This window comes from Pseudomonas sp. FW507-12TSA, from assembly GCF_058781435.1.
Window position 1 is genome coordinate 155,395 of sequence record NZ_JBYSWT010000010.1, and the last position, 18,744, is coordinate 174,138.

Annotated in this window: 16 protein-coding genes; 8 read left to right on the forward strand and 8 right to left on the reverse strand. The window is 64.4% G+C overall.

Annotated elements, in window-relative coordinates; translation table 11 throughout:
* Positions 1–2: 2 nt before the first annotated feature.
* On the reverse strand, positions 3–1,049 hold the full coding sequence (locus AC3WK8_RS12195) for a GlxA family transcriptional regulator (protein WP_235777385.1): 1,047 nt from the start codon (positions 1,047–1,049) through the stop codon (positions 3–5).
* A 293-nt stretch (positions 1,050–1,342) separates the two neighbouring features.
* On the opposite strand from AC3WK8_RS12195, the gene AC3WK8_RS12200 reads away from it, so the two are divergent.
* From AC3WK8_RS12200 to lpdA, 8 genes are read left to right on the forward strand one after another with little or no spacing between them, the layout of a single operon-like run.
* Positions 1,343–3,202 (forward strand): fatty acyl-AMP ligase, encoded by a 1,860-nt coding sequence (locus tag AC3WK8_RS12200; protein WP_103324763.1) that lies wholly within the window; start codon positions 1,343–1,345, stop codon positions 3,200–3,202.
* On the forward strand, positions 3,199–4,107 hold the full coding sequence (locus tag AC3WK8_RS12205; RefSeq protein ID WP_103324762.1) for an acyl-CoA desaturase: 909 nt from the start codon (positions 3,199–3,201) through the stop codon (positions 4,105–4,107). Before AC3WK8_RS12200 ends, AC3WK8_RS12205 begins: the two co-directional genes overlap by 4 nt.
* A gap of 31 nt (positions 4,108–4,138) precedes the next feature.
* Entirely contained in the window at positions 4,139–5,095 is a 957-nt protein-coding gene (locus AC3WK8_RS12210) for an acyl-CoA desaturase (RefSeq protein ID WP_085598126.1), read from the forward strand.
* 51 nt (positions 5,096–5,146) lie between these two features.
* Entirely contained in the window at positions 5,147–5,467 is a 321-nt protein-coding gene (locus AC3WK8_RS12215; protein WP_022644195.1) for an acyl carrier protein, read from the forward strand.
* Between the two features lie 18 nt (positions 5,468–5,485).
* The gene (locus tag AC3WK8_RS12220; RefSeq protein ID WP_085598127.1) at positions 5,486–7,450 is read left to right on the forward strand and encodes an alpha/beta fold hydrolase; all 1,965 of its coding nucleotides are present in this window, start codon (positions 5,486–5,488) and stop codon (positions 7,448–7,450) included.
* 7 nt (positions 7,451–7,457) lie between these two features.
* The gene (locus AC3WK8_RS12225) at positions 7,458–7,655 is read left to right on the forward strand and encodes a rubredoxin (RefSeq protein ID WP_022644198.1); all 198 of its coding nucleotides are present in this window, start codon (positions 7,458–7,460) and stop codon (positions 7,653–7,655) included.
* 37 nt (positions 7,656–7,692) lie between these two features.
* Positions 7,693–8,619 (forward strand): alpha/beta hydrolase, encoded by a 927-nt coding sequence (locus AC3WK8_RS12230; protein WP_177409170.1) that lies wholly within the window; start codon positions 7,693–7,695, stop codon positions 8,617–8,619.
* On the forward strand, positions 8,616–10,070 hold the full coding sequence (gene lpdA / locus AC3WK8_RS12235; protein ID WP_085598128.1) for a dihydrolipoyl dehydrogenase: 1,455 nt from the start codon (positions 8,616–8,618) through the stop codon (positions 10,068–10,070). Before AC3WK8_RS12230 ends, lpdA begins: the two co-directional genes overlap by 4 nt.
* Before the next feature lie 58 nt (positions 10,071–10,128).
* Here lpdA and tauD read toward each other — a convergent pair whose 3' ends face one another.
* The 7 genes from tauD to AC3WK8_RS12270 form a co-directional block, all read right to left on the reverse strand.
* Positions 10,129–10,968: a taurine dioxygenase gene (gene tauD, locus AC3WK8_RS12240; protein WP_085598129.1), complete on the reverse strand. Its 840-nt coding sequence runs from the start codon at positions 10,966–10,968 to the stop codon at positions 10,129–10,131.
* A gap of 139 nt (positions 10,969–11,107) precedes the next feature.
* A complete protein-coding gene (gene tauC / locus AC3WK8_RS12245; protein ID WP_103324761.1) occupies positions 11,108–11,944 on the reverse strand; it encodes a taurine ABC transporter permease TauC in 837 nt (278 codons plus the stop codon).
* The gene (tauB, locus tag AC3WK8_RS12250) at positions 11,941–12,732 is read right to left on the reverse strand and encodes a taurine ABC transporter ATP-binding subunit (protein WP_085598131.1); all 792 of its coding nucleotides are present in this window, start codon (positions 12,730–12,732) and stop codon (positions 11,941–11,943) included. The genes tauC and tauB overlap by 4 nt, the downstream gene beginning before the upstream one ends.
* A gap of 30 nt (positions 12,733–12,762) precedes the next feature.
* Positions 12,763–13,740, reverse strand: coding sequence for a taurine ABC transporter substrate-binding protein (gene tauA, locus AC3WK8_RS12255; protein WP_022644203.1), 978 nt, complete (start codon positions 13,738–13,740; stop codon positions 12,763–12,765).
* A 230-nt stretch (positions 13,741–13,970) separates the two neighbouring features.
* Positions 13,971–15,554 (reverse strand): glutamate--cysteine ligase, encoded by a 1,584-nt coding sequence (gshA, locus tag AC3WK8_RS12260; protein ID WP_022644204.1) that lies wholly within the window; start codon positions 15,552–15,554, stop codon positions 13,971–13,973.
* Positions 15,555–15,770: 216 nt separating this feature from the next.
* A complete protein-coding gene (locus tag AC3WK8_RS12265) occupies positions 15,771–16,154 on the reverse strand; it encodes a PaaI family thioesterase (RefSeq protein ID WP_103324760.1) in 384 nt (127 codons plus the stop codon).
* A complete protein-coding gene (locus AC3WK8_RS12270) occupies positions 16,154–18,478 on the reverse strand; it encodes a Tex family protein (protein WP_103324759.1) in 2,325 nt (774 codons plus the stop codon). The genes AC3WK8_RS12265 and AC3WK8_RS12270 overlap by 1 nt, the downstream gene beginning before the upstream one ends.
* Between the last annotated feature and the right edge of the window lie 266 nt (positions 18,479–18,744).

The following is an 18,744-nucleotide window of genomic DNA, read 5'->3' on the forward strand; positions in this document are numbered from 1 at the left end:
GGCTACATGATGGGCGGGCCGGACCTGGCCTTGCGCAGCTGGCTGGGGGTGCAGCCCATGTTTTTCCACATCAGCCGGCGCAGTGCGGTGGAATCGGCATAGCCCACTTTGAAAGCAACTTCTTCAATACTCATATTGGTTGTTTCCAATAAGCTCTGGACATGTTGCAGGCGAACTTTCTGAATGAAAGCCATGGGCGGTTTACCTGTGGCGCTGCGAATCCTGCGGGACAAGGTTTTCTCGGTGATTCGCAGATGTTCGGCGATAGTGCTCAGCGGGGGAACGTTTGGTAGGCAGTCTTCGATAAACTTTTCCAGCATCAGGACTTCGCGATTTTCTGTCTGCAAGTTCGATAAAGCCATGTAGTGGTATTGTGCCGGGCGCCCATCTATCAGCAAGTAGCGCATGGTCAACTCAGCAACTTGATTGCCCATCTTGTTGCGCAGGATATATAGCATCAAGTCCATTTGCGACATGCCGGCCCCGGCGGTAATCATATTTCCGTCATGAATAAGCATGCGTTTGGTATCGAGTATCGCCTCGGGATAACGCTGCTTGAAAGTGTCATACAGTTGCCAGTGGGTAGTGACGGTCCGGTCCTGCAGGATGCCCGCTTCGCCGAGGACGAAAACCGCCGAGCAGGAGGCTGCGGTCTGCTGCCCGCGCAGGTGGTGTTCGCGGACCAGCTTGCTCAGCTTGTGGATGTCGCCATGGTCGAGCCGGGAGAGGAGCTCCGTGGACAGGCTCAGGCCTGGCTGGCGCTTTTCGGTGCGGCAACCGAACAGATTCAGCTCCTGGGTGTTCTCCAGGCCCAGCCCGGGGATGACCAGCATGCTGCCTTCGATGGCCTGGACGCGCTCCAGGGGCTGCGCATCCAGGCGCATGCCGTTCCTCATTCTTACCGATTCGCTGCTGCCGATGATTTGCCAGGTGATGGTGGGCCGCCCCATGACTTCGGCGACCTGATTGGCGGTGCGCAACACGTCCAGCGTGATCGCGACACTCGACCCCATAGCTCCTTCCAGTGCGATAAGAGTGAGCACATCCATGTCCATTTTCTCCCTGTAACTGTCCATTTGCGCATTAGCAAAATATACAAGCCGGTGGCAGACTTCACAACGCATCCAGGTTTCACTATCTCTGCCCGCGTTAGTTGTCGCGGGACATAAAAATATGCAGTCACCAAGTGATTGCGTTGTTCTGTCAGCAAAATGACATCTTAACTACTGCCTCTGTAATAGCTCCCTGTCGTTGAGGGGGGTGTTTGTTCGGTTCCTTAGTGCTGAAAATAATAAGTGACCATCAGGTCGATATAAGGCTCTCCATTTAAAAAGGATTTTGAATGAACTACGCCGTGCCTAGTGACTATCTAATCGATGTCAATCAGACCTTCTCAGCACAACTAGCAGCCGATGATCAGTCGCTGGCTGCAAACCTGGGTATCGAATGTTTAAGTTCGGTTACCGAAGTGCTGGCCTACCGCGCCTGGCGCCAACCCGAGGCGATAGCCTTCATCCACCTGCTCGACGGCGAGCAGGAGCAGGTCGCCATCAGCTATGCGGAACTCTGGAAGCGTAGTCAACAACTGGCGGGTGCGCTGCAGATCTTCGAACCCCGGGGCAAGCGGGTGCTGATGCTGTTCGAAACCGGCATCGACTACATCGTTTCCCTGTTCGGCCTGTTCCTGGCCGGCGCCGTGGCGATCCCGGCGTTCCCGCCAGTGGGCACCCGGGGGCTGGAGCGGCTGGCGCTGATCTGTGCCGATGCGCATCCGCAGATCGTGCTCACCAGCGCGCGCTTCATGCGTTCCCAGGAACGGGTGAACGCCTTGCTCAGCGGCGAGCTGCCGGCGCCGCAATGGGTCGACCCGGAGCAACTGGCCGCCACGGATTCGGCCTGGAGCGCCCGGGACATCCCTCCCGGCCAGTTGGCGCTGCTGCAGTACACCTCGGGTTCCACCTCGGCACCCAAGGGCGTGATGCTGACCCACGCCAATCTCTACAGTAATTGCCGCAGTGCCAGTCAGTGGATGGGCCCGGCGCAGCAGCGGGTGGGTTGCAGCTGGTTGCCGCCCTACCACGACATGGGCCTGATGGGCGGGATCCTGCAACCGATCTACGACGCTTTCCCGACTGTGCTCATCAGCCCCGGGCATTTCGTCCAACGGCCGTTGCGCTGGCTGGATGCGGTGTCGCGCTTCGGCGCCAGCGTGACCATCGCGCCGAACTTCGCCTTCGATTTGTGCGTGGACAACATCAGCGATGCCGAGCTGGCCGCGCTCGACCTGAGCAAGCTCAAGGCCATCTATTGCGGGGCCGAACCGGTCCGGCAAGGCACCCTGGCGCGTTTCGCCGAGCGTTTCGCCGCCGCCGGTTTCGATCCGGCGGCCCTGGGGCCTTGCTATGGCTTGGCCGAATCGACGGTACTGGTCTCGGGCAAGCCCCATGACGAACCGGCGTTCGGCGTCCAGGTCGACCGCGACCAACTGGCCACCGGCACCCTGGCGGTGGTCGAGGCCGGTCATGCCCTGGCCCTGCCGCTGGTCAGCAGTGGCCGGGTGGCGCCGGGCCTGCACCTGGCGATCGTCGACCCGGTCAGCCTGCTACCCGTGGCGGACGGCCAGGTCGGCGAGATCTGGGTCCAGGGCGGCAATGTCGGCGCCGGCTACTGGGGCAAGGAAGTACTGAGCGAGCAGGTGTTCCGCGCTCGCCTGCCGGGTGTCGAGGGGCACTTCATGCGCACCGGCGACCTGGGCGCGTTGCACCTGGGCGAGCTGTTCGTCACCGGGCGCCTCAAGGACCTGATCATCATCGCCGGGCGCAATCTTTATCCACAGGACCTGGAGCTGGCGGTGGAGAGCGCCGACCCGCGCATTCGCAGCAATGGCTGCGTGGCGGTGGGCCTGGATAACGGCCAGCAAGAGCAATTGGCGATCGTGGCCGAGATCAAGCGCAGCGAGAAGCTCGACGAGGCCCAGCAGGAACAACTGCGCCAGGTGCTCACCAGCGCCCTGGTCAGCCAGTTCGGCGTGGCTCCGGCGCGGATTCACCTGGCGCCCATGGGCGGCATTCCGCTGACCACCAGCGGCAAGGTCCAGCGCCAGGCCACCCGCAAGGCCCTGCTCGACGGCAGCCTGGCGCGGTACGGCACCGGACGTGCGGCGGCACAACCTCTCAAAACTGCTACGGATGCCCTGTCATGACCGCGATGAATCCTCCTGTCGATCGTACTGGCCAGCGCGAGCGCCAACTGGCTTGGCTGACTGTCGGCGTACCGGCGCTCGGCACCGTGGTCGCCCTGGTCCTGGCCTGGCACCAGGGGATCAGCTGGCTGGAAGTCGGCGCCCTGGCCAGCATGTACCTGCTGACTGCCCTGGGGGTGGAGGTGGGGATGCACCGCTTCTTCTCCCACCACGCGTTCAAGGCCGGCCCGGTGGTCACCGCGTTCTTCGGGATCGCCGGGTCGATGGCGGCCCAGGGGCCGATCCTGTTCTGGGCCGCGACCCATCGCCAGCACCATGCGTTCACCGACAAGGAGGGCGACCCGCACTCACCGCGCGCCCTCAAGGAAGGCCTGGCCGGCAGCCTCCAGGGGTGGTGGCATGCCCACCTGGGCTGGTTGTTCAGCCTGCGCAAGCAGAACTGGAGCCAGTTCGTCCCCGACCTGCTGCGCGATCGCCTGGTCATGCAGATCAACCAGCGCTACTACCTGTGGATCATCCTCGGCCTATTGCTGCCGACCCTGGTCTGCGGGCTGATCACCCGTAGCTGGGAAGGCGCCCTGAGCGGCCTGCTGTGGGGTGGCTTCGTACGGATCTTCCTGGTGGACCACGCCACCTGGTGCATCAACTCCTTCGCCCACAAGGTCGGCGGCCGCGATCACAAGACCCGGGACACCAGCCGCAACGTGTTCTGGCTGGCGATCCCCACCGTCGGGGGCGGCTGGCACAACAACCACCATGCCTTCCCGGCACTGGCCCATGCCGGCCTCAAGCCCTGGCAGCTGGATATCGGTGGGCTGTTCATCGAGACGCTGGCGCTGTGCGGGCTGGTCTGGGACGTGAAGCGCCCTGGCCCGAGCGCGGCGGCGGAACCTTCAGAAAGCTGATAGTCGGTACTCACCTCACAGGAAGCCATTCATGGACGAAATACTTTCAACCACGGCTACTCCCGAGATCGGCGGGGTTGCCCAACTGAGCCCCCAGGCGGCGAAAACCAAGGCGCGCATCGCCCTGGCCGTGATGCTGGTGCCGCTGTTCGGGACCTTCGAGGCCATCCGCCTGTGGGTCACCGGCCAGGCCCATGCCCTGGACTTCATCCTCTTCGGGGTGTTCTACGCGGTGCAGATGTTCGGGGTTTCCATGGGTTACCACCGTTACCTGGCGCACCGGGCCTTCAAGACCTCGCGGTTGATGAGCGGCTTGATGCTGATCGCCGGCTCGATGGCGGCCCAGGGGCCGATCCTGTTCTGGGTCACCACCCATCGGCGCCACCACACCTACAGCGACCAGCAGGGCGACCCGCATTCGCCCAACCTGCTGGGCGAGGACCGCTGGGGCCGGGCCAAGGGCCTGTGGCATGCGCACATGCCGTGGATGCTGACCCCGGACATCTCCAGCTGGAACTACTTCGCCCCCGACATCCTGCGTGACCGGCGGCTGTTCTTCTACAACCAGACCTACCTGCTCTGGGTGGTCCTGGGCGTGCTGCTGCCCGGTGCGATCGGCGGCCTGGCCACCCAGAGCTGGGAGGGCGCCTGGAGCGGCCTGATCTTCGGTGGCCTGGCCCGGCTGTTCATCGCCAACCAGGCTGCCTGGTGCGTGGGCTCGGTCTGCCATCGCTATGGCAGCCGGCCGTTCGTGACCCACGACCAGAGCACCAACAACTGGTTCATCGCGTTCCTCACCTTCGGCGAGGGGCTGCAAAACAATCACCACGCATTTCCTGCCTGGTACCGGCATGGCGTGCATTGGTGGGAGCCCGACCTGTCGGGCTGGACACTGGCGTTAATGGGCAAGCTGAGACTGGTCTCAGACCTGCGTTCACCATCCCAGGCAATGATCGACAAGGTCCGTAAGCGTCAGGCCTCATCCTGAACAGCGGGATTCCCAGGTCGTACAACACCCCACTCATCAAGGAAGAAACCTATGTCCAACTTCATTTCCAATTTGCTGAGCACCTTGAGTTTTTCGGAGAAGAAACAGGCTCCGGTGGAACTCAACGAGGAAAACATCAAGCACTGGCTGGTGCAGCGCATGGCGACCCTGCTGAAGATCGAGCCGTCGCAGGTCGATACCGCGCGCACCTTCGAGGCCTATGGCCTGGATTCGCTGGTGGCGGTGAAGGTGGCGGGCGACCTGGAGAAATTCATGGAACAACGCCTGTCGCCGGCGTTGTTGTTCGAATACTCCAGCATCGATGACCTGTCCAAATACCTGGCCAGTGAACTGACCACATCCGAAGTTTGACTTCGCAGGAGCTAGGCCATGGCCTTTGTACAGATGCCCACGCAAAAAACGGACAAATTCAACGAGCTGCTCCGACGTTCACAGGAGATCGAGGGCCTGCGTCTGACCGACGCCATTCCCAAGCACCTGTATACGCCCCGCGTCTGGCGCGGGATGCTCAGCTTCGTCGTCAGCTATGCGCTCTATATCGGCGCGGTGGTGGCGGTCGCCCATGTGCACTGGGCCTTCTACCTGCCGCTGTGGCTGATTGCCGGCCTGGGGGGCTGGGGCCTGTTCTGCGTGGCCCACGATTGCGGCCACAACTCGTTTTCCCGCAACCGCAGCTTCAACCACATCCTGGGGCACATCGCCTTGCTGCCCCTGCTGTACCCGTTCCACGGCTGGCGCCACATGCACAACATGCACCACGCCAACACCAACAACCTGGAGATGGACGTCGACTGGCGCCCGGTGCTGCGCGTGCAATATGACGCCATGCCCTGGTGGGACAAGCTGGTCTACAGCAGCACCCGCACCTGGCTGTTCTGGCTGGGGACGGTGAACTACCAGCGGCACTCGGGGTTCCGGCCGGAGATGTTCCCCAAGCTCGAGGCGCGCAACGAAGTGCGTCGTTCGATCCTGTTCATGGCCGTGGCCGCGGTGATCTACCTGCCGACCCTGGTGTACTTCACCGGTTTCACCGGGCTGTTCCTGTATTTCGTCGCCCCGTGGCTGGCGATCCACGCCTGGTTCAGCCTGACCACCATGATGCATCACATCAGTGACGAGACTCCGTTCCTGACCAAGGAGCACTGGAGCTTCAACAGCAGTCGCCTGTTGCTGACCACCGACTACATGTATCCGAAGTGGCTGCTGTTCCTGACCCACTACATCTCGGTGCACACCGCCCACCACGTGGCGCCGATCATTCCCCACTACAACCTGCCCGAGGCCCAGGCCGCGCTGAAGTCCGCCTTCCCCGGGATGGTCCGGGAAAAACCCCTGACCGTGCAGGACGTCTGGCATGTGGCGCGCCATTGCCACCTGTACGATCCGGTCAATGGCTTCTACGAGTCTTTCGATCGGTCGCCGGCAGCCGGCGACACCCGCACCGGCTACAGCGGCCCGTTGACCATGAAGCAGCAGGCCCTGCGCAGCTACATGAGCGTGCTGGGCTCGCTGGCCCCCGATCGCGCCGGTGCCCGGGCCACCGACCTGTTCGGCTACACCCGCGAATACATCAAGCAGCCGGACAAGGAAATGAGCCCCCTGGGAGCCCAGCGCTTCCACATCAAGGGCATCCCCGGTGTTCCCCATGGCTACCAGTGGGGCACGGGCGAGCAGACCATCCTGCTGGTCCATGGCTGGGGCGCCGACAGCCGCAGCATGTACTCCTTCACCCGGGCACTGCAGCGCCAGGGCTTCAAGGTCGCGACCTTCGATGCGCCGGCCCACGGCATCTCGCCGGGCTCGCTGAGCACCATGACCGAGTTCAAGGACGCGGTAAAAGCCGCCATTGTCGCCCTGGGTGACGTGGTGGGCATCGTCGCCCATTCCCTGGGCGGTATCGCCGCTACCGGCGCCCTGGCCGAGCTGGCCGAGACCCATCGGATCAAGGCCATGTGCCTCCTGGGTTCGCCTGCCAACCTGCCGGTGGTGATCGATCGCTGGGCCAACGGCTACCTGCAGCTCAAGCCGCAGATCGTCCAGGCCATGCACCGCGAGCTGTGGAAGCGCAATGGCGTGCCGGTCCAGCACTGGGACATCCCCGCGCTGGGCAACGCCCTGCAACTGCCGATGCTGGTGCTGCACGACCAGGAGGACCCGACCGTGCCGTTCTGCGAGGCGCAGCAGATCACCACGCTGATGCCGTGGGCCAAGCTGGAGCCGGTATCCGGCCTCGGCCATGTGCGGATCCTCTCCGACGCCGCGGTGCTGGAGCAGGTGGCGCGGTTCCTCGCGCAGAACATCAAGGTGGCCGAAGTGGCCCAGGCCAGCGCATGAGAACGATATGACGACCTATGCTGAAAACGCTGTGGCCGAGTCCGGCCTGTGGATGTGCCTGATCTGCGGCTGGATCTACGACCAACGGCTGGGAGATCCGGATTCGGGGGTGCCTCCGGGCACTGCCTGGGACGACATCGCCGATGACTGGACCTGTCCTGAATGCGGCGTGGGCAAACTGGACTTCAACATGGTGAAGCTGTAACCCGACGCTTGAAATCTGTAGTCGATGAGGAAGGAAGATGGCGACTCAAGAACACCCGCCGGTGGCGGCCAGGGCCCGGCGCAGCAGTTTCAGGAAGGTGCTGTTCAAGGGCATCTACAACACGGTCCTGGGCGCGCTGCGCTGCAGCTTCTGGATTGAGTCGCGGCTTCTTCCGCAGCGGGCTGCGCAGCGGGCGTTGAAGATCTTCACCACGCCACAGCGGCTGCGCCAGCATTTTCCGCAGACGCTGCCCAGTGCCACGGTGCAGGACCTGGAAACCGGGGACGGGCGCTTGCGCTGCTTCCGCTGGACGCCTTCGCAGGTCCGGCGCCGGGTGGTACTGGTACATGGCTGGAGTGGTGCCAGTACCCAGTGGCAGTACTTGATCCCGCTATTGCTGGAGCAAGGCTGCGAAGTCTTGTCCTTCGACTGCATCGGCCATGGCGGCAGCGGTGGCCGGCAGGCGTCGCTGCCGACCTTCGTCAGCATGCTCGACCAGGTCCAGCAGCAGCTGGGCCCCTTCGATACCGTGATCGGTCATTCCCTGGGTGGCGCCGCAGCGGGCTACGCTTTGAGCACCGACATCGGCAAGGGTTTCCAGCGCGCGGTGCTGGTGGCGGCGCCGGCCGACATTGAAAACGTCGTCCGGCGTTTCGCGGCGTTCCTCTGGATCAACGACGACGTCAGGCAGCGCATGCAACGCCTGGTCGAGCAACGTTATCAGAAAGACATGGGCAGCCTGGCGGTCAGCCGTTACGGCCAACAGGTAGACATCCCGGTGCTGCTGGTCCATGACCAGCAGGACCAGGAGGTTCCGGCAGACGACCTGCAATCCTTCGCCCAGGGGTTGCGGCACCGGCAGGTCCTGCAGACCCGCGGGCTTGGTCATCTGAAAATTCTCAAGGACAGGGCGACCATGGGAGCCGTGGTCGATTTTGTCTGTGCAAAGGACGGCAACCTATGAGTGAAAGTTACGATGTGATCGTTATCGGCGCGGGCCCCGGTGGTTATGTAGCCGCGATCCGCGCGGCGCAACTGGGACTGAAGACGGTCTGTATCGAGCGCTACAAGGGCAAGGACGGCAAGACCGCCCTGGGCGGTACCTGCCTTAACGTAGGCTGCATTCCCTCCAAGGCGCTGCTCGACAGCTCCCATCACTACTATGAAGCGCGCCACGGCTTCGAGATTCACGGCATCGGCATCAGCAACCCGCAGATGGACGTGGCGACGATGCTGGCCCGCAAGGACAACGTGGTACGCAACTTCAACGGCGGCATCGCCTCGCTGTTCAAGGCCAATGGCGTAGCGGTGCTGGAAGGCCACGGCAAGCTGCTGGCCAACAAGGAAGTGGAGGTCACTGCCGCCGACGGCAGCACCCAGCGCATCCGCGCCGAGCACATCATCCTGGCCCCCGGTTCGCAGCCGATCGACATCCCGGCCGCGCCCCTGACCGGAGAGGTGATCGTCGACTCCACCGGCGCCCTGGAATTCACCAGCGTGCCCAAGCGCCTCGGGGTCATCGGCGCCGGGGTCATCGGCCTGGAGCTGGGTTCGGTCTGGGCCCGCCTGGGAGCCGAGGTGACGGTACTCGAAGCCCTCGACAGCTTCCTGCCGGCGGTGGATGCGCAGATCGCCAAGGAAGCGCAGAAGATCCTCGGCAAGCAGGGCCTGGATATCCGCCTCGGCGCCCGGGTGACCGCTTCCGAGGTGCAAGGCGATAGCGTCAAGGTCAGCCTGACCGAGGCTGGCGAGGACAAGCAGCAGACCTTCGACCGGTTGATCGTTGCCGTTGGCCGGCGTCCCTTGACCACCGACCTGCTGGCCGCCGACAGCGGCGTGCAACTGGACGAGCGGGGTTTCATCCATGTCGACGGCCAGTGCCTGACCAGCGTTCCCGGGGTGTATGCCATCGGTGACGTGGTGCGCGGGCCGATGCTGGCGCACAAGGCTTCGGAAGAGGGCGTGATGGTCGCCGAAAGCCTTGCCGGGCATTCGCATCCGCTCAACTACGAGCTGATTCCCTCGGTGATCTACACCCACCCGGAAATCGCCTGGGTCGGCCAGACCGAGCAGGCGCTCAAGGCCGCGGGCGTCGAGCTGAACATCGGCACCTTCCCCTTCTCCGCCAGCAGCCGGGCCATGGCGGCCAACGACACTGCGGGGCTGGTCAAGGTGATCGCCGATGCTGGCACCGACCGGGTGCTGGGCGTGCATGTGATCGGGCCCGGCGCCGCAGAGCTGGTCCAGGAAGGCGCCATCGGCATGGAGTTCGGCACCAGCGCCGAAGACCTGGGGATGATGGTGTTCTCCCATCCGACCCTGTCCGAGGCACTGCATGAGGCGGCGTTGTCGGTGAATGGCCACGCCATCCACATCGGCAACCGCAAGAAGAAACCGGCCGCCAGCGTCAACTAGCGAGCCGTGCCCGGCCCCGTGATTCAGCGGGGCCGGGACCTGTCAGCGCCGCCGCGTTTCAGCGGAAGAACGGCGCATCCCCGAGAATGGTCGCGCGCTGCATTACCCGGCGCTGTGGACGATAGTCGTCCACGGCGTAGTGCTGGGTCACGCGGTTGTCCCAGAACGCCACGTCGTTTTCCTGCCAACGCCAGCGAATGGTGAATTCCGGGCGCGTGGCGTGGGCGAACAGCAGCTTGAGAATGGCTTCGCTCTCGCTGTCCGACAGTTCGTTGATCCGGGTGGTGAAGCCATCGTTGACGAACAGCGACTTGCGCCCGCTCACCGGGTGGGTGCGGATCACCGGGTGCGACAGCGGTGGGTTCTTGCGCCGGGTCTCTTCCCAGCGCGCCAGGTCTTCGGGGGTATTGCCGAAGCGCTCCAGGGGGAAGGACTTGATGAACTCGTGGGTGGCGGTCAGGCCTTGCAGCAGGTTCTTCATCGGTTCCGACAGCGCCTCGTAGGCAGCGATGCCGCTGGCCCACAGGGTGTCGCCGCCGAACTTGGGCAGCAGCTTGGCGCTGAGCACCGCGCCCAGTGCCGGGGTCGGCAGGAAGGTGACATCGGTGTGCCAGATGGCGTTGTCGCGCACATCGGTCTCGGCGGTGTCGAGGATCAGTACTTCCGGCTGTTCCGGTACGTTGGGGTAGATCGGGTGGATATGCAGGTCACCGAAGTTGGCGGCAAAACGCGCCTGCTGCTGCGGGGTGACCGGCTGGTTGCGAAAGAACAGTACCTGATGCTCGAGCAGGGCCTGCTCGATGGCGTCGCGCTGCTTGTCGTCCAGGGGCTGGCTGATATCGATGCCGTCGATCTGCGCGCCAAGGGCGGAACTCAAGGGGGTGATGGTCAGGCTCATGCGGGTTCTCGTGTGCGGCGCCGAACGGTCGGCGTGGTCGGATTCGGTTCTATCTGTATCGATCTGAATGTTGCTGGCTTGCATGGGCTACAGACAGCCGACGCAGCAAGTAACGCAGTCGACGCAAGGCAGGCGCCAGTCAATGGCTCTGGCCATGCCAGGGCACCAGCTTGCGCTGCAGGGCCCGCAAGCCCATCTCCATGGCGAAGGCGATCACCGCGATCACCAGGATCCCCAGCACTACTACATCGGTGACCAGGAACTGCGCGGCGGACTGCACCATGAACCCAAGGCCGCTGGTGGCGGCGATCAGTTCGGCGGCCACCAGGGTCGACCAGCCCACGCCGAGGCCGATGCGGATTCCGGTGAGGATGTCCGGCAAGGCGCTGGGCAGGATCACATGGCGGATCAGCTGGGTACGGGTCGCCCCCAGGGACTGCGCCGCCCGCAGCTTGGCCGGGTCGACGGTGCGCACGCCGGTGGCGGTGGCGATGGCGATCGGGGCGAAGATCGCCAGGTAGATCAGCAGCACCTTGGACAGCTCGCCAATGCCACACCAGATCACGATCAGGGGCAGGTAGGCCAAAGGCGGGATCGGCCGGTAGAACTCGATCAATGGGTCCAGCACGCCCCGGGCGACGCGGTTGGCGCCGATGGCGATGCCCACCGGGATCGCCGTCAGCACCGCGAGGCTAAGGCCCAGGCCGATACGTTGCAGGCTCGCGGCCAGGTGCTGCCACAAGGTGGCGTCCATGTAGCCGCTGGTGGCCAGCAACCAGCCCTTTTGCAGCACGGCCCCAGGCGAGGGCAGGAACAGCGGTTCCACCAGGCCGCTGGCGGTGACCGCCCACCACAGCGCCAGCAGGCCGACCAGCGTCAGCACGCTGATCCAGCGGGTGCTCAGGCTGCGCCGCGCCGGCAACGGCCTGGAATGGGCCTCGTGGCTGGCGGTGGCGGGAATTTCGTAGCTGCTCATGGGCGCTCCTGCTGCTGGCTGCTGCGTTGGGAGAACACCCGCGCCAGCACGTGCTCGCGGGTTTCGATGAAGCGTGGATCGGACTTGATCGCCCGGGCCGACTCGCCGGCGGCATATCGCTGGCCGAAGTCCAGGTGCAGGCGCTCGACGATCTGGCCCGGGTTGGGCGCCAGGAGAATCAGGTCGGTGGCCAAGAACACCGCTTCCTCGATGTCGTGGGTGATGAGGAACACCGGCTTGGCGGTGCGTCGCCAGACTTGCAGCAACAGTTCCTGCATCTGCTCGCGAGTGAAGGCGTCCAGGGCGCCGAAAGGCTCGTCCATCAGCAGCAGCCGTGGATCGGCGGCCAGGGCGCGAGCCAGGCCGACACGTTGCTTCTGACCCCCGGAGAGCTGCCAGATGCGCCGCTTGTCGAAACCGGCCAGGTCCACCAGGGCGAGCATTTCCCGGGCCCGGGCTTCGCGCTTCCCACGCGGCACGCCAGCCAGCTCCAGGCCGAAGGCGACGTTGGCCAGTACGTCCTGCCAGGGCAGCAGGGCATCGTCCTGGAACACCACGCCACGCTCGGCGCCAGGGCCTTGCACCGGTACGCCATCGAGGCTGATGCGCCCGGCGCTGGGCTCGACGAAACCGGCGATCAGGTTGAGCAGCGAAGTCTTGCCGCTGCCGGAGGGCCCCAGGGCGACCAGCAGTTGCTGTGGCCCCAGGGTCAGGGAGATATCGGCCAGCACCGGTTCGGCGGCGCCGGGGTACTGTGCGCTGATGCGCTCCAGTTGTAGCAAAGCCATGACGGCTGTCTCCTTTGCGAACGCGCAGCCTTAGTTGCTGATGAACCGGGCGCTGACGTAGGGGGCGTAGTCCGGCAGCACGGCTTCGACCTTGCCTTGTTCCTTGAGGAATACCGCAGTGTCGGTGATGGCCTTGGTGGTCGGCGCGCCGAGGCTTGCGACCTGGTCGGCGGCCAGCGGGTAGACGTTGCCTTGCAGCAGCAGGGGGATGTCGCCGGCCTTGGCTCCGGAAAGCTTCACCAGCTTGTCGACGTTGCCCTGGTTGGCCAGCCAGGCCTGCGGGTCCTTGCGGTAGTCGGCGTAGGCATCCAGGGTCACCTTGGCGAAAGCGCTGACGATTTCCGGGTGCTTCTGGGCGAAATCCTTGCGCACGATCCAGGCGTCGAAGGTCGGCGCGCCGGATTTGGCCAGCTCGCCCGAGGTGATCAGCACCTTGCCGTTTTCCTTGGCCACGCCCAGGGCCGGGTCCCAGACGTAGGTGGCGTCGATGTCGCCGCGCTTCCAGGCGGCGATGATCGCCGGCGGTGCCAGGTTGAGTACCTGGACCTTGGCCGGGTCGATGTTCCAGTGCTTGAGCGCCGCCAGCAGGCTGTAGTGGCCGGTGGAGACGAAGGGCACGGCAATCTTCTTGCCCACCAGGTCCTGGGGGGTGTTGATCCCGGAGCCGTCGCGGGCCACCAGGGCCTCGGCGGCGCCGATCTGGGTGGCGATCAGGAAGGTTTCCACCGGCACCTTGCGGGTGACGGCTGCGGTCAGGGGGCTGGAGCCCAGGTAGCCGATCTGCACGTCACCGGAGGCGATGGCGGCAATGATGTCGGCGCCGTTGTCGAACTTGCGCCAGTCGATGCTGGCTTTGGTGGCTTTTTCGTAGCTGCCGTCGGCTTGGGCGACCTTGGCCGGATCGACGGTGGTCTGGTAGGCGACGGTGAAATCGGCCGCCTGGGCAAGGAAGCTCGCTGCGGCCAGGGAGGCGGCCGCCAGGAGGCGAAGGGGGAAATGCAGTTTCACGATGAAGCTCCTCATAGGCGGCCGTTGATCGGCGTGGGAGGAGCCTAAATGATCTAAGAATTATAAAATAAATAACGTTTTAGAATTAGCTTAGAAAGAGAGAACGAGTTGAAGAGGGGAAGCGCGTCGCGCTTCATCGCGGGCAAGCCGGATCGCCGCCGCTCGCTCCTACAGGACGGTGCCGTGTAGGAGCGAAGCTTGCTCGCGATGCATGCAGCGCGGTGTATCTATCAGTTGCTGATGGCCAGGATGCTGGCCTGGTAGGCACCGACGAAGACGTCGAAATCCCCCACTTCGTTCTGTTCCAGTTCGGCCTGCTGTTCCAGGGACTTGCGCGCCGCGTCTTCGAACGCCGCCTGCTCTTCCTTGGCCAGGGCCTGGCTACGGAAATGCTCGGCGTGGGCCAGGCTCTGGCGCAGGGAGAACTGGCTGAAGCTCTCCTTGTGCTCGGTCATGGCCGCCAGGACCTGGGCCGATGGCGTCAGGGACGAATCCTTGACCTTGGCCAGCTGGGCGTCCAGCGCCTTGCTGTGCTCATCGCTACCGTGGCTCTGGTCCAGCAGGGCGGCCAGCGGGGCGATGTTCTCCAGCAGCTCGGCGGCCCATTCCTTCATGTCCACCGCTTGCCCGCGACGCTGCAACTGCAGGCCCGGACGCCGGCCTTCCTTGACCACGCTGAGGAAGTTCGAGGTGGCGTTGCCGCACTCGGTGTTCTCCAGCAGCGGGCTGTCGTTGAGGGCGCAGTACAGCAGGAAGGCGTCGAGGAAGCGGGCTTCCTGCACGTCGATGCCCAGGGGCAGGAACGGGTTGATGTCCAGGCAGCGCACTTCCACGTACTGCACGCCCCGGGCCATCAGGGCCTGGATCGGCCGTTCGCCGGTGTAGGTCACGCGCTTGGGACGGATGTTGGAGTAGTACTCGTTTTCGATCTGCAGGATGTTGGTGTTCAGCTGGACCCACTCGCCATCCTTGTGGGTGCCGACCTCCACGTAGGGTGCATAGGGCGTGGCCACCGCCTTGCGCAGGCTGTCGGTGTAGCTGTTCAGATCGTTGTAGCAAGGGGTCAGGCCGGCCTGGGCCTTGCTCTGGTAGCCCAGGTCGCTCATGCGCAGGCTGGTGGCGTAGGGCAGGTACAGGGTCTCGGCGTCGAACTGCTCCAGCTGGTGCGAGCGGCCCCGCAGGAAACCCGCATCCAGGGCCGGCGAGGCGCCGAACAGGTACATCAGCAGCCAGCTGTAGCGGCGGAAGTTGCGGATCAGGGCGATATAGGCGGCGGACTGGTAGTCACGATCGGTGCCGACGAAGCCCTCGGCCTCCCTGAGCAGCGGCCACAACGGCTCGGGCAGGGAGAAGTTGTAGTGGATGCCGGCGATGCACTGCATGGTCTTGCCGTAGCGCAGGGCCAGGCCCTTGCGGTAGACGTACTTGAGCTGGCCGATATTGGAGGTGCCGTAGTAGGCGATCGGGATGTCTTCCTCGGCCGGCAGTGGGCACGGCATCGATGGACTCCACAGGTACTCGTTGCCGAGCTTGCTGTAGGCGAAGCGATGGATCTTGTCGAGGCTGGCCAGGGTGTCCGCCGGGTCCTTGAGGGCCGGGGTGATGAACTCCAGCAGCGACTCGGAATAGTCGGTGGTGATCTGTTCGTTGGTCAGCGCGGAACCCAGTTCTTCCGGATGCGGGGTCTGGGCCAGGCGGCCTTCGCCGGTAACCCGCAGGCATTCACGTTCGATGCCGTGCAGGCACTGCTCGAGCAGGGAGAGGTTAGCGCGCTCGCCGAGCAAGGCCAGGCGGCGGTTGAGAAGTTCGCTCAAGTTGGATTCCTTCACGCGTCAGTCGCCCCAATATGGGGGTGGGCAGGACGGTCTACAAGGGTGGAGTTAAAACTGGCGTTTTCGCCTGGTTCCTGAGTCAAGCCGACTCACCTGAAAACGCCAGTGCTCCGTCCCTGAATCTGGCTCTAGCGTGGGCAGGAAAACCCCGACGCCGCTTTCGCAGCGCCGAAATTAACCCAATTCGATGACGGGCAGCTATAGGACCGCGAAGGTGCCTTGTGCTTTTGCGACCAGTTTATCGCCCTGGATCACATCCGCCTCGACCACCAGGGTGCGGCGGCCGGGGTGGATCACCTTGGCCCGGCACAACACCTCGCCCTCGGCCACGGCGCGGATGTAGTTGATCTTGCACTCGATGGTGGCGCTCTGCTGGTCGAAGCCATGGGTGCTGGAACAGGCCAGGCCCATGGCAATGTCCACCAGGCTGAAGATCGCCCCGCCGTGGAGCTTCTGCCCGCGATTGCGCAATGTCGGGGTCAGCTCCAGGGCCACGTCCGCCTCGCCCACCTCCAGGCGTTGCAGGCGGCAGCCGAGCAGTTGGCTGAAGGCGCTCTCGGTCAGGCCGGCTGGAATCTCCATCAGCGCTTCTTCAACTGCTTGGCGTTGGCGAACAGCGAGGCCATGGCGTTGTTGGTCGGCGCCGCAGCGGTGGTTTCCTTGCGCGGGGCGTTGCCCTGGGAGGAGCGCGGCGCCGAACCTGGGCGGGAGCCGCGGGCACCGTCGATTTTCTCGCCCGGGGTGTCGCTCATGCGCATCGACAGGCCCACGCGCTTGCGCGGGATATCCACTTCCATGACCTTGACCTTGACTACGTCGCCGGCCTTCACCGCTTCACGCGGGTCCTTGATGAATTTCTCCGACAGCGCCGAGATGTGCACCAGGCCGTCCTGGTGCACGCCGATATCGACGAAGGCACCGAAGTTGGTGACGTTGGTCACCACGCCTTCGAGGATCATCCCCAGTTGCAGGTCCTTGAGGTCTTCGACGCCTTCCTGGAACTCGGCGGTCTTGAACTCGGGGCGCGGGTCGCGGCCGGGTTTGTCCAGTTCCTGGAGGATGTCGGTGACAGTGGGCAGGCCGAAGGTCTCGTCGGTGAACTTCGATGGCTCCAGGCGCTTGAGGAAGCCGCTGTCGCCGATCAGCGAGCGGATGTCACGGCCGGTGTCGGCGGCGATGCGCTGTACCAGCGGATAGGCTTCCGGGTGCACCGCCGAGGCGTCCAGTGGGTTGTCGCCGTTCATTACACGCAGGAAGCCGGCGGCCTGTTCGAAGGTCTTTTCACCCAGGCGGGCGACTTTCTTCAGGGCGGCGCGAGTCTTGAAGGCACCGTGTTCGTCGCGGTGGCTGACGATGTTCTGTGCCAGGGTCGCGTTGAGGCCGGAGATCCGCGCCAGCAGGGCCACGGAGGCGGTGTTGACGTCGACGCCCACGGCGTTCACGCAGTCTTCCACTACCGCGTCCAGGCCTCGGGCCAGCTTCAGCTGCGAGACGTCGTGCTGGTACTGGCCGACACCGATGGACTTCGGATCGATCTTCACCAGCTCCGCCAGCGGATCCTGCAGGCGGCGAGCGATGGACACCGCGCCACGGATCGACACGTCCAGGTCCGGGAACTCCTTGGCCGCCAATTCCGAGGCCGAGTACACCGAGGCGCCGGCTTCGGAGACCATGACCTTGGTCATGCGCATGGCCGGGTACTTCTTGATCAGGTCGGCGGCCAGCTTGTCGGTCTCGCGGCTGGCGGTGCCGTTGCCGATGGCGATCAGGTCCACCGAGTGCTTGGCGCACAGGGCGGCCAGGGTGGCGATGGTCTGGTCCCACTTGTTGTGCGGTACGTGGGGGTAGACGGTGGCGTGGTCCAGCAGCTTGCCGGTGGCGTCCACTACCGCCACCTTGCAGCCGGTCCGCAGGCCCGGGTCCAGGCCCAGGGTGGCGCGCGGGCCGGCCGGGGCGGCCAGCAGCAGGTCGTGCAGGTTGTGGGCGAAGACGTTGATCGCCTCGGTCTCGGCGCCGTCGCGCAGCTCGCCCAAGAGGTCGGTCTCCAGGTGGGTGTAGAGCTTGACCTTCCAGGTCCAGCGCACCACTTCGCCGAGCCACTTGTCGGCCGGGCGGTTCTGGTTCTGGATGCCCACATGCTGGCCGATCATGCCTTCGCAGGGGTGCATGGTGCCTGGCAGCTCGTCGCCGACCTTCAGCGCGGAGCTGAGGATGCCTTCGTTGCGCCCGCGGAAGATCGCCAGGGCGCGGTGCGACGGCATGCTCTTGAGCGGTTCGTCGTGTTCGAAGTAGTCGCGGAACTTCGCGCCTTCCTCTTCCTTGCCAGCCACCACGCGGGCGCTGAGGGTGGCTTCCTGCTTGAGGAAGTTGCGCAGCTTGTCCAGCAGGCCGGCGTCTTCGGCGAAGCGCTCCATGAGGATGTACTTGGCACCTTCCAGGGCGGCCTTGATGTCGGCCACGCCTTTTTCCCCATCGACGAAGCGTGCAGCTTCGGTTTCCGGAGCCAGGCTCGGGTCGTTGAACAGGCCATCGGCCAGCTCGCCGAGGCCGGCTTCCAGGGCGATCTGGCCCTTGGTGCGGCGCTTCTGCTTGTACGGCAGGTAGAGGTCTTCGAGGCGGGTCTTGGTGTCGGCCAACTTGATTTCGCGAGCCAGTTCCGGGGTCAGCTTGCCCTGTTCCTCGATGCTGGCCAGGATGCTGGCGCGACGCTCGTCGAGTTCGCGCAGGTAGCGCAGGCGATCTTCCAGATGACGCAGTTGGGTGTCATCGAGGCTGCCGGTGACTTCTTTGCGGTAACGGGCGATGAAGGGCACGGTGGAGCCTTCATCCAATAGGGCGACGGCCGCTTCGACCTGTTGTGGGCGTACGCCGAGTTCCTCGGCAATGCGGCTGTTGATGCTGTCCATAAAACCACCTGGCAAATGTGTGAAAGCAGGCTCGCGGGTACGACGAAAAAGCCCGGCGAGTCTGGTTGAGCGGCCTGGTACGCGCCGCCACCTGGATCAAAAGGCTGGCTGTTGACCCGTGAAATAGTGGAAATGCTGCCGGTCGTGGCAAAAAACAAAGCGACCGCTGGGTACTGATCAAGGGTTGCCCGACACAAAAGGCGGCGCATTATACCCAGCTGTGAAGCGATCGCCGACCTCAGGCCGACAGCGGGTTTGCTGGCTAT

Bases quoted from the DNA above. Each gene is read 5' to 3' on its own strand.
- AC3WK8_RS12195 (WP_235777385.1), bottom strand. From the start codon at position 1,049: ATGGATGTGCTCACTCTTATCGCACTGGAAGGAGCTATGGGGTCGAGT.
- AC3WK8_RS12200 (WP_103324763.1), top strand. From the start codon at position 1,343: ATGAACTACGCCGTGCCTAGTGACTATCTAATCGATGTCAATCAGACC.
- AC3WK8_RS12205 (WP_103324762.1), top strand. From the start codon at position 3,199: ATGACCGCGATGAATCCTCCTGTCGATCGTACTGGCCAGCGCGAGCGC.
- AC3WK8_RS12210 (WP_085598126.1), top strand. From the start codon at position 4,139: ATGGACGAAATACTTTCAACCACGGCTACTCCCGAGATCGGCGGGGTT.
- AC3WK8_RS12215 (WP_022644195.1), top strand. From the start codon at position 5,147: ATGTCCAACTTCATTTCCAATTTGCTGAGCACCTTGAGTTTTTCGGAG.
- AC3WK8_RS12220 (WP_085598127.1), top strand. From the start codon at position 5,486: ATGGCCTTTGTACAGATGCCCACGCAAAAAACGGACAAATTCAACGAG.
- AC3WK8_RS12225 (WP_022644198.1), top strand. From the start codon at position 7,458: ATGACGACCTATGCTGAAAACGCTGTGGCCGAGTCCGGCCTGTGGATG.
- AC3WK8_RS12230 (WP_177409170.1), top strand. From the start codon at position 7,693: ATGGCGACTCAAGAACACCCGCCGGTGGCGGCCAGGGCCCGGCGCAGC.
- lpdA (WP_085598128.1), top strand. From the start codon at position 8,616: ATGAGTGAAAGTTACGATGTGATCGTTATCGGCGCGGGCCCCGGTGGT.
- tauD (WP_085598129.1), bottom strand. From the start codon at position 10,968: ATGAGCCTGACCATCACCCCCTTGAGTTCCGCCCTTGGCGCGCAGATC.
- tauC (WP_103324761.1), bottom strand. From the start codon at position 11,944: ATGAGCAGCTACGAAATTCCCGCCACCGCCAGCCACGAGGCCCATTCC.
- tauB (WP_085598131.1), bottom strand. From the start codon at position 12,732: ATGGCTTTGCTACAACTGGAGCGCATCAGCGCACAGTACCCCGGCGCC.
- AC3WK8_RS12265 (WP_103324760.1), bottom strand. From the start codon at position 16,154: ATGGAGATTCCAGCCGGCCTGACCGAGAGCGCCTTCAGCCAACTGCTC.
- AC3WK8_RS12270 (WP_103324759.1), bottom strand. From the start codon at position 18,478: ATGGACAGCATCAACAGCCGCATTGCCGAGGAACTCGGCGTACGCCCA.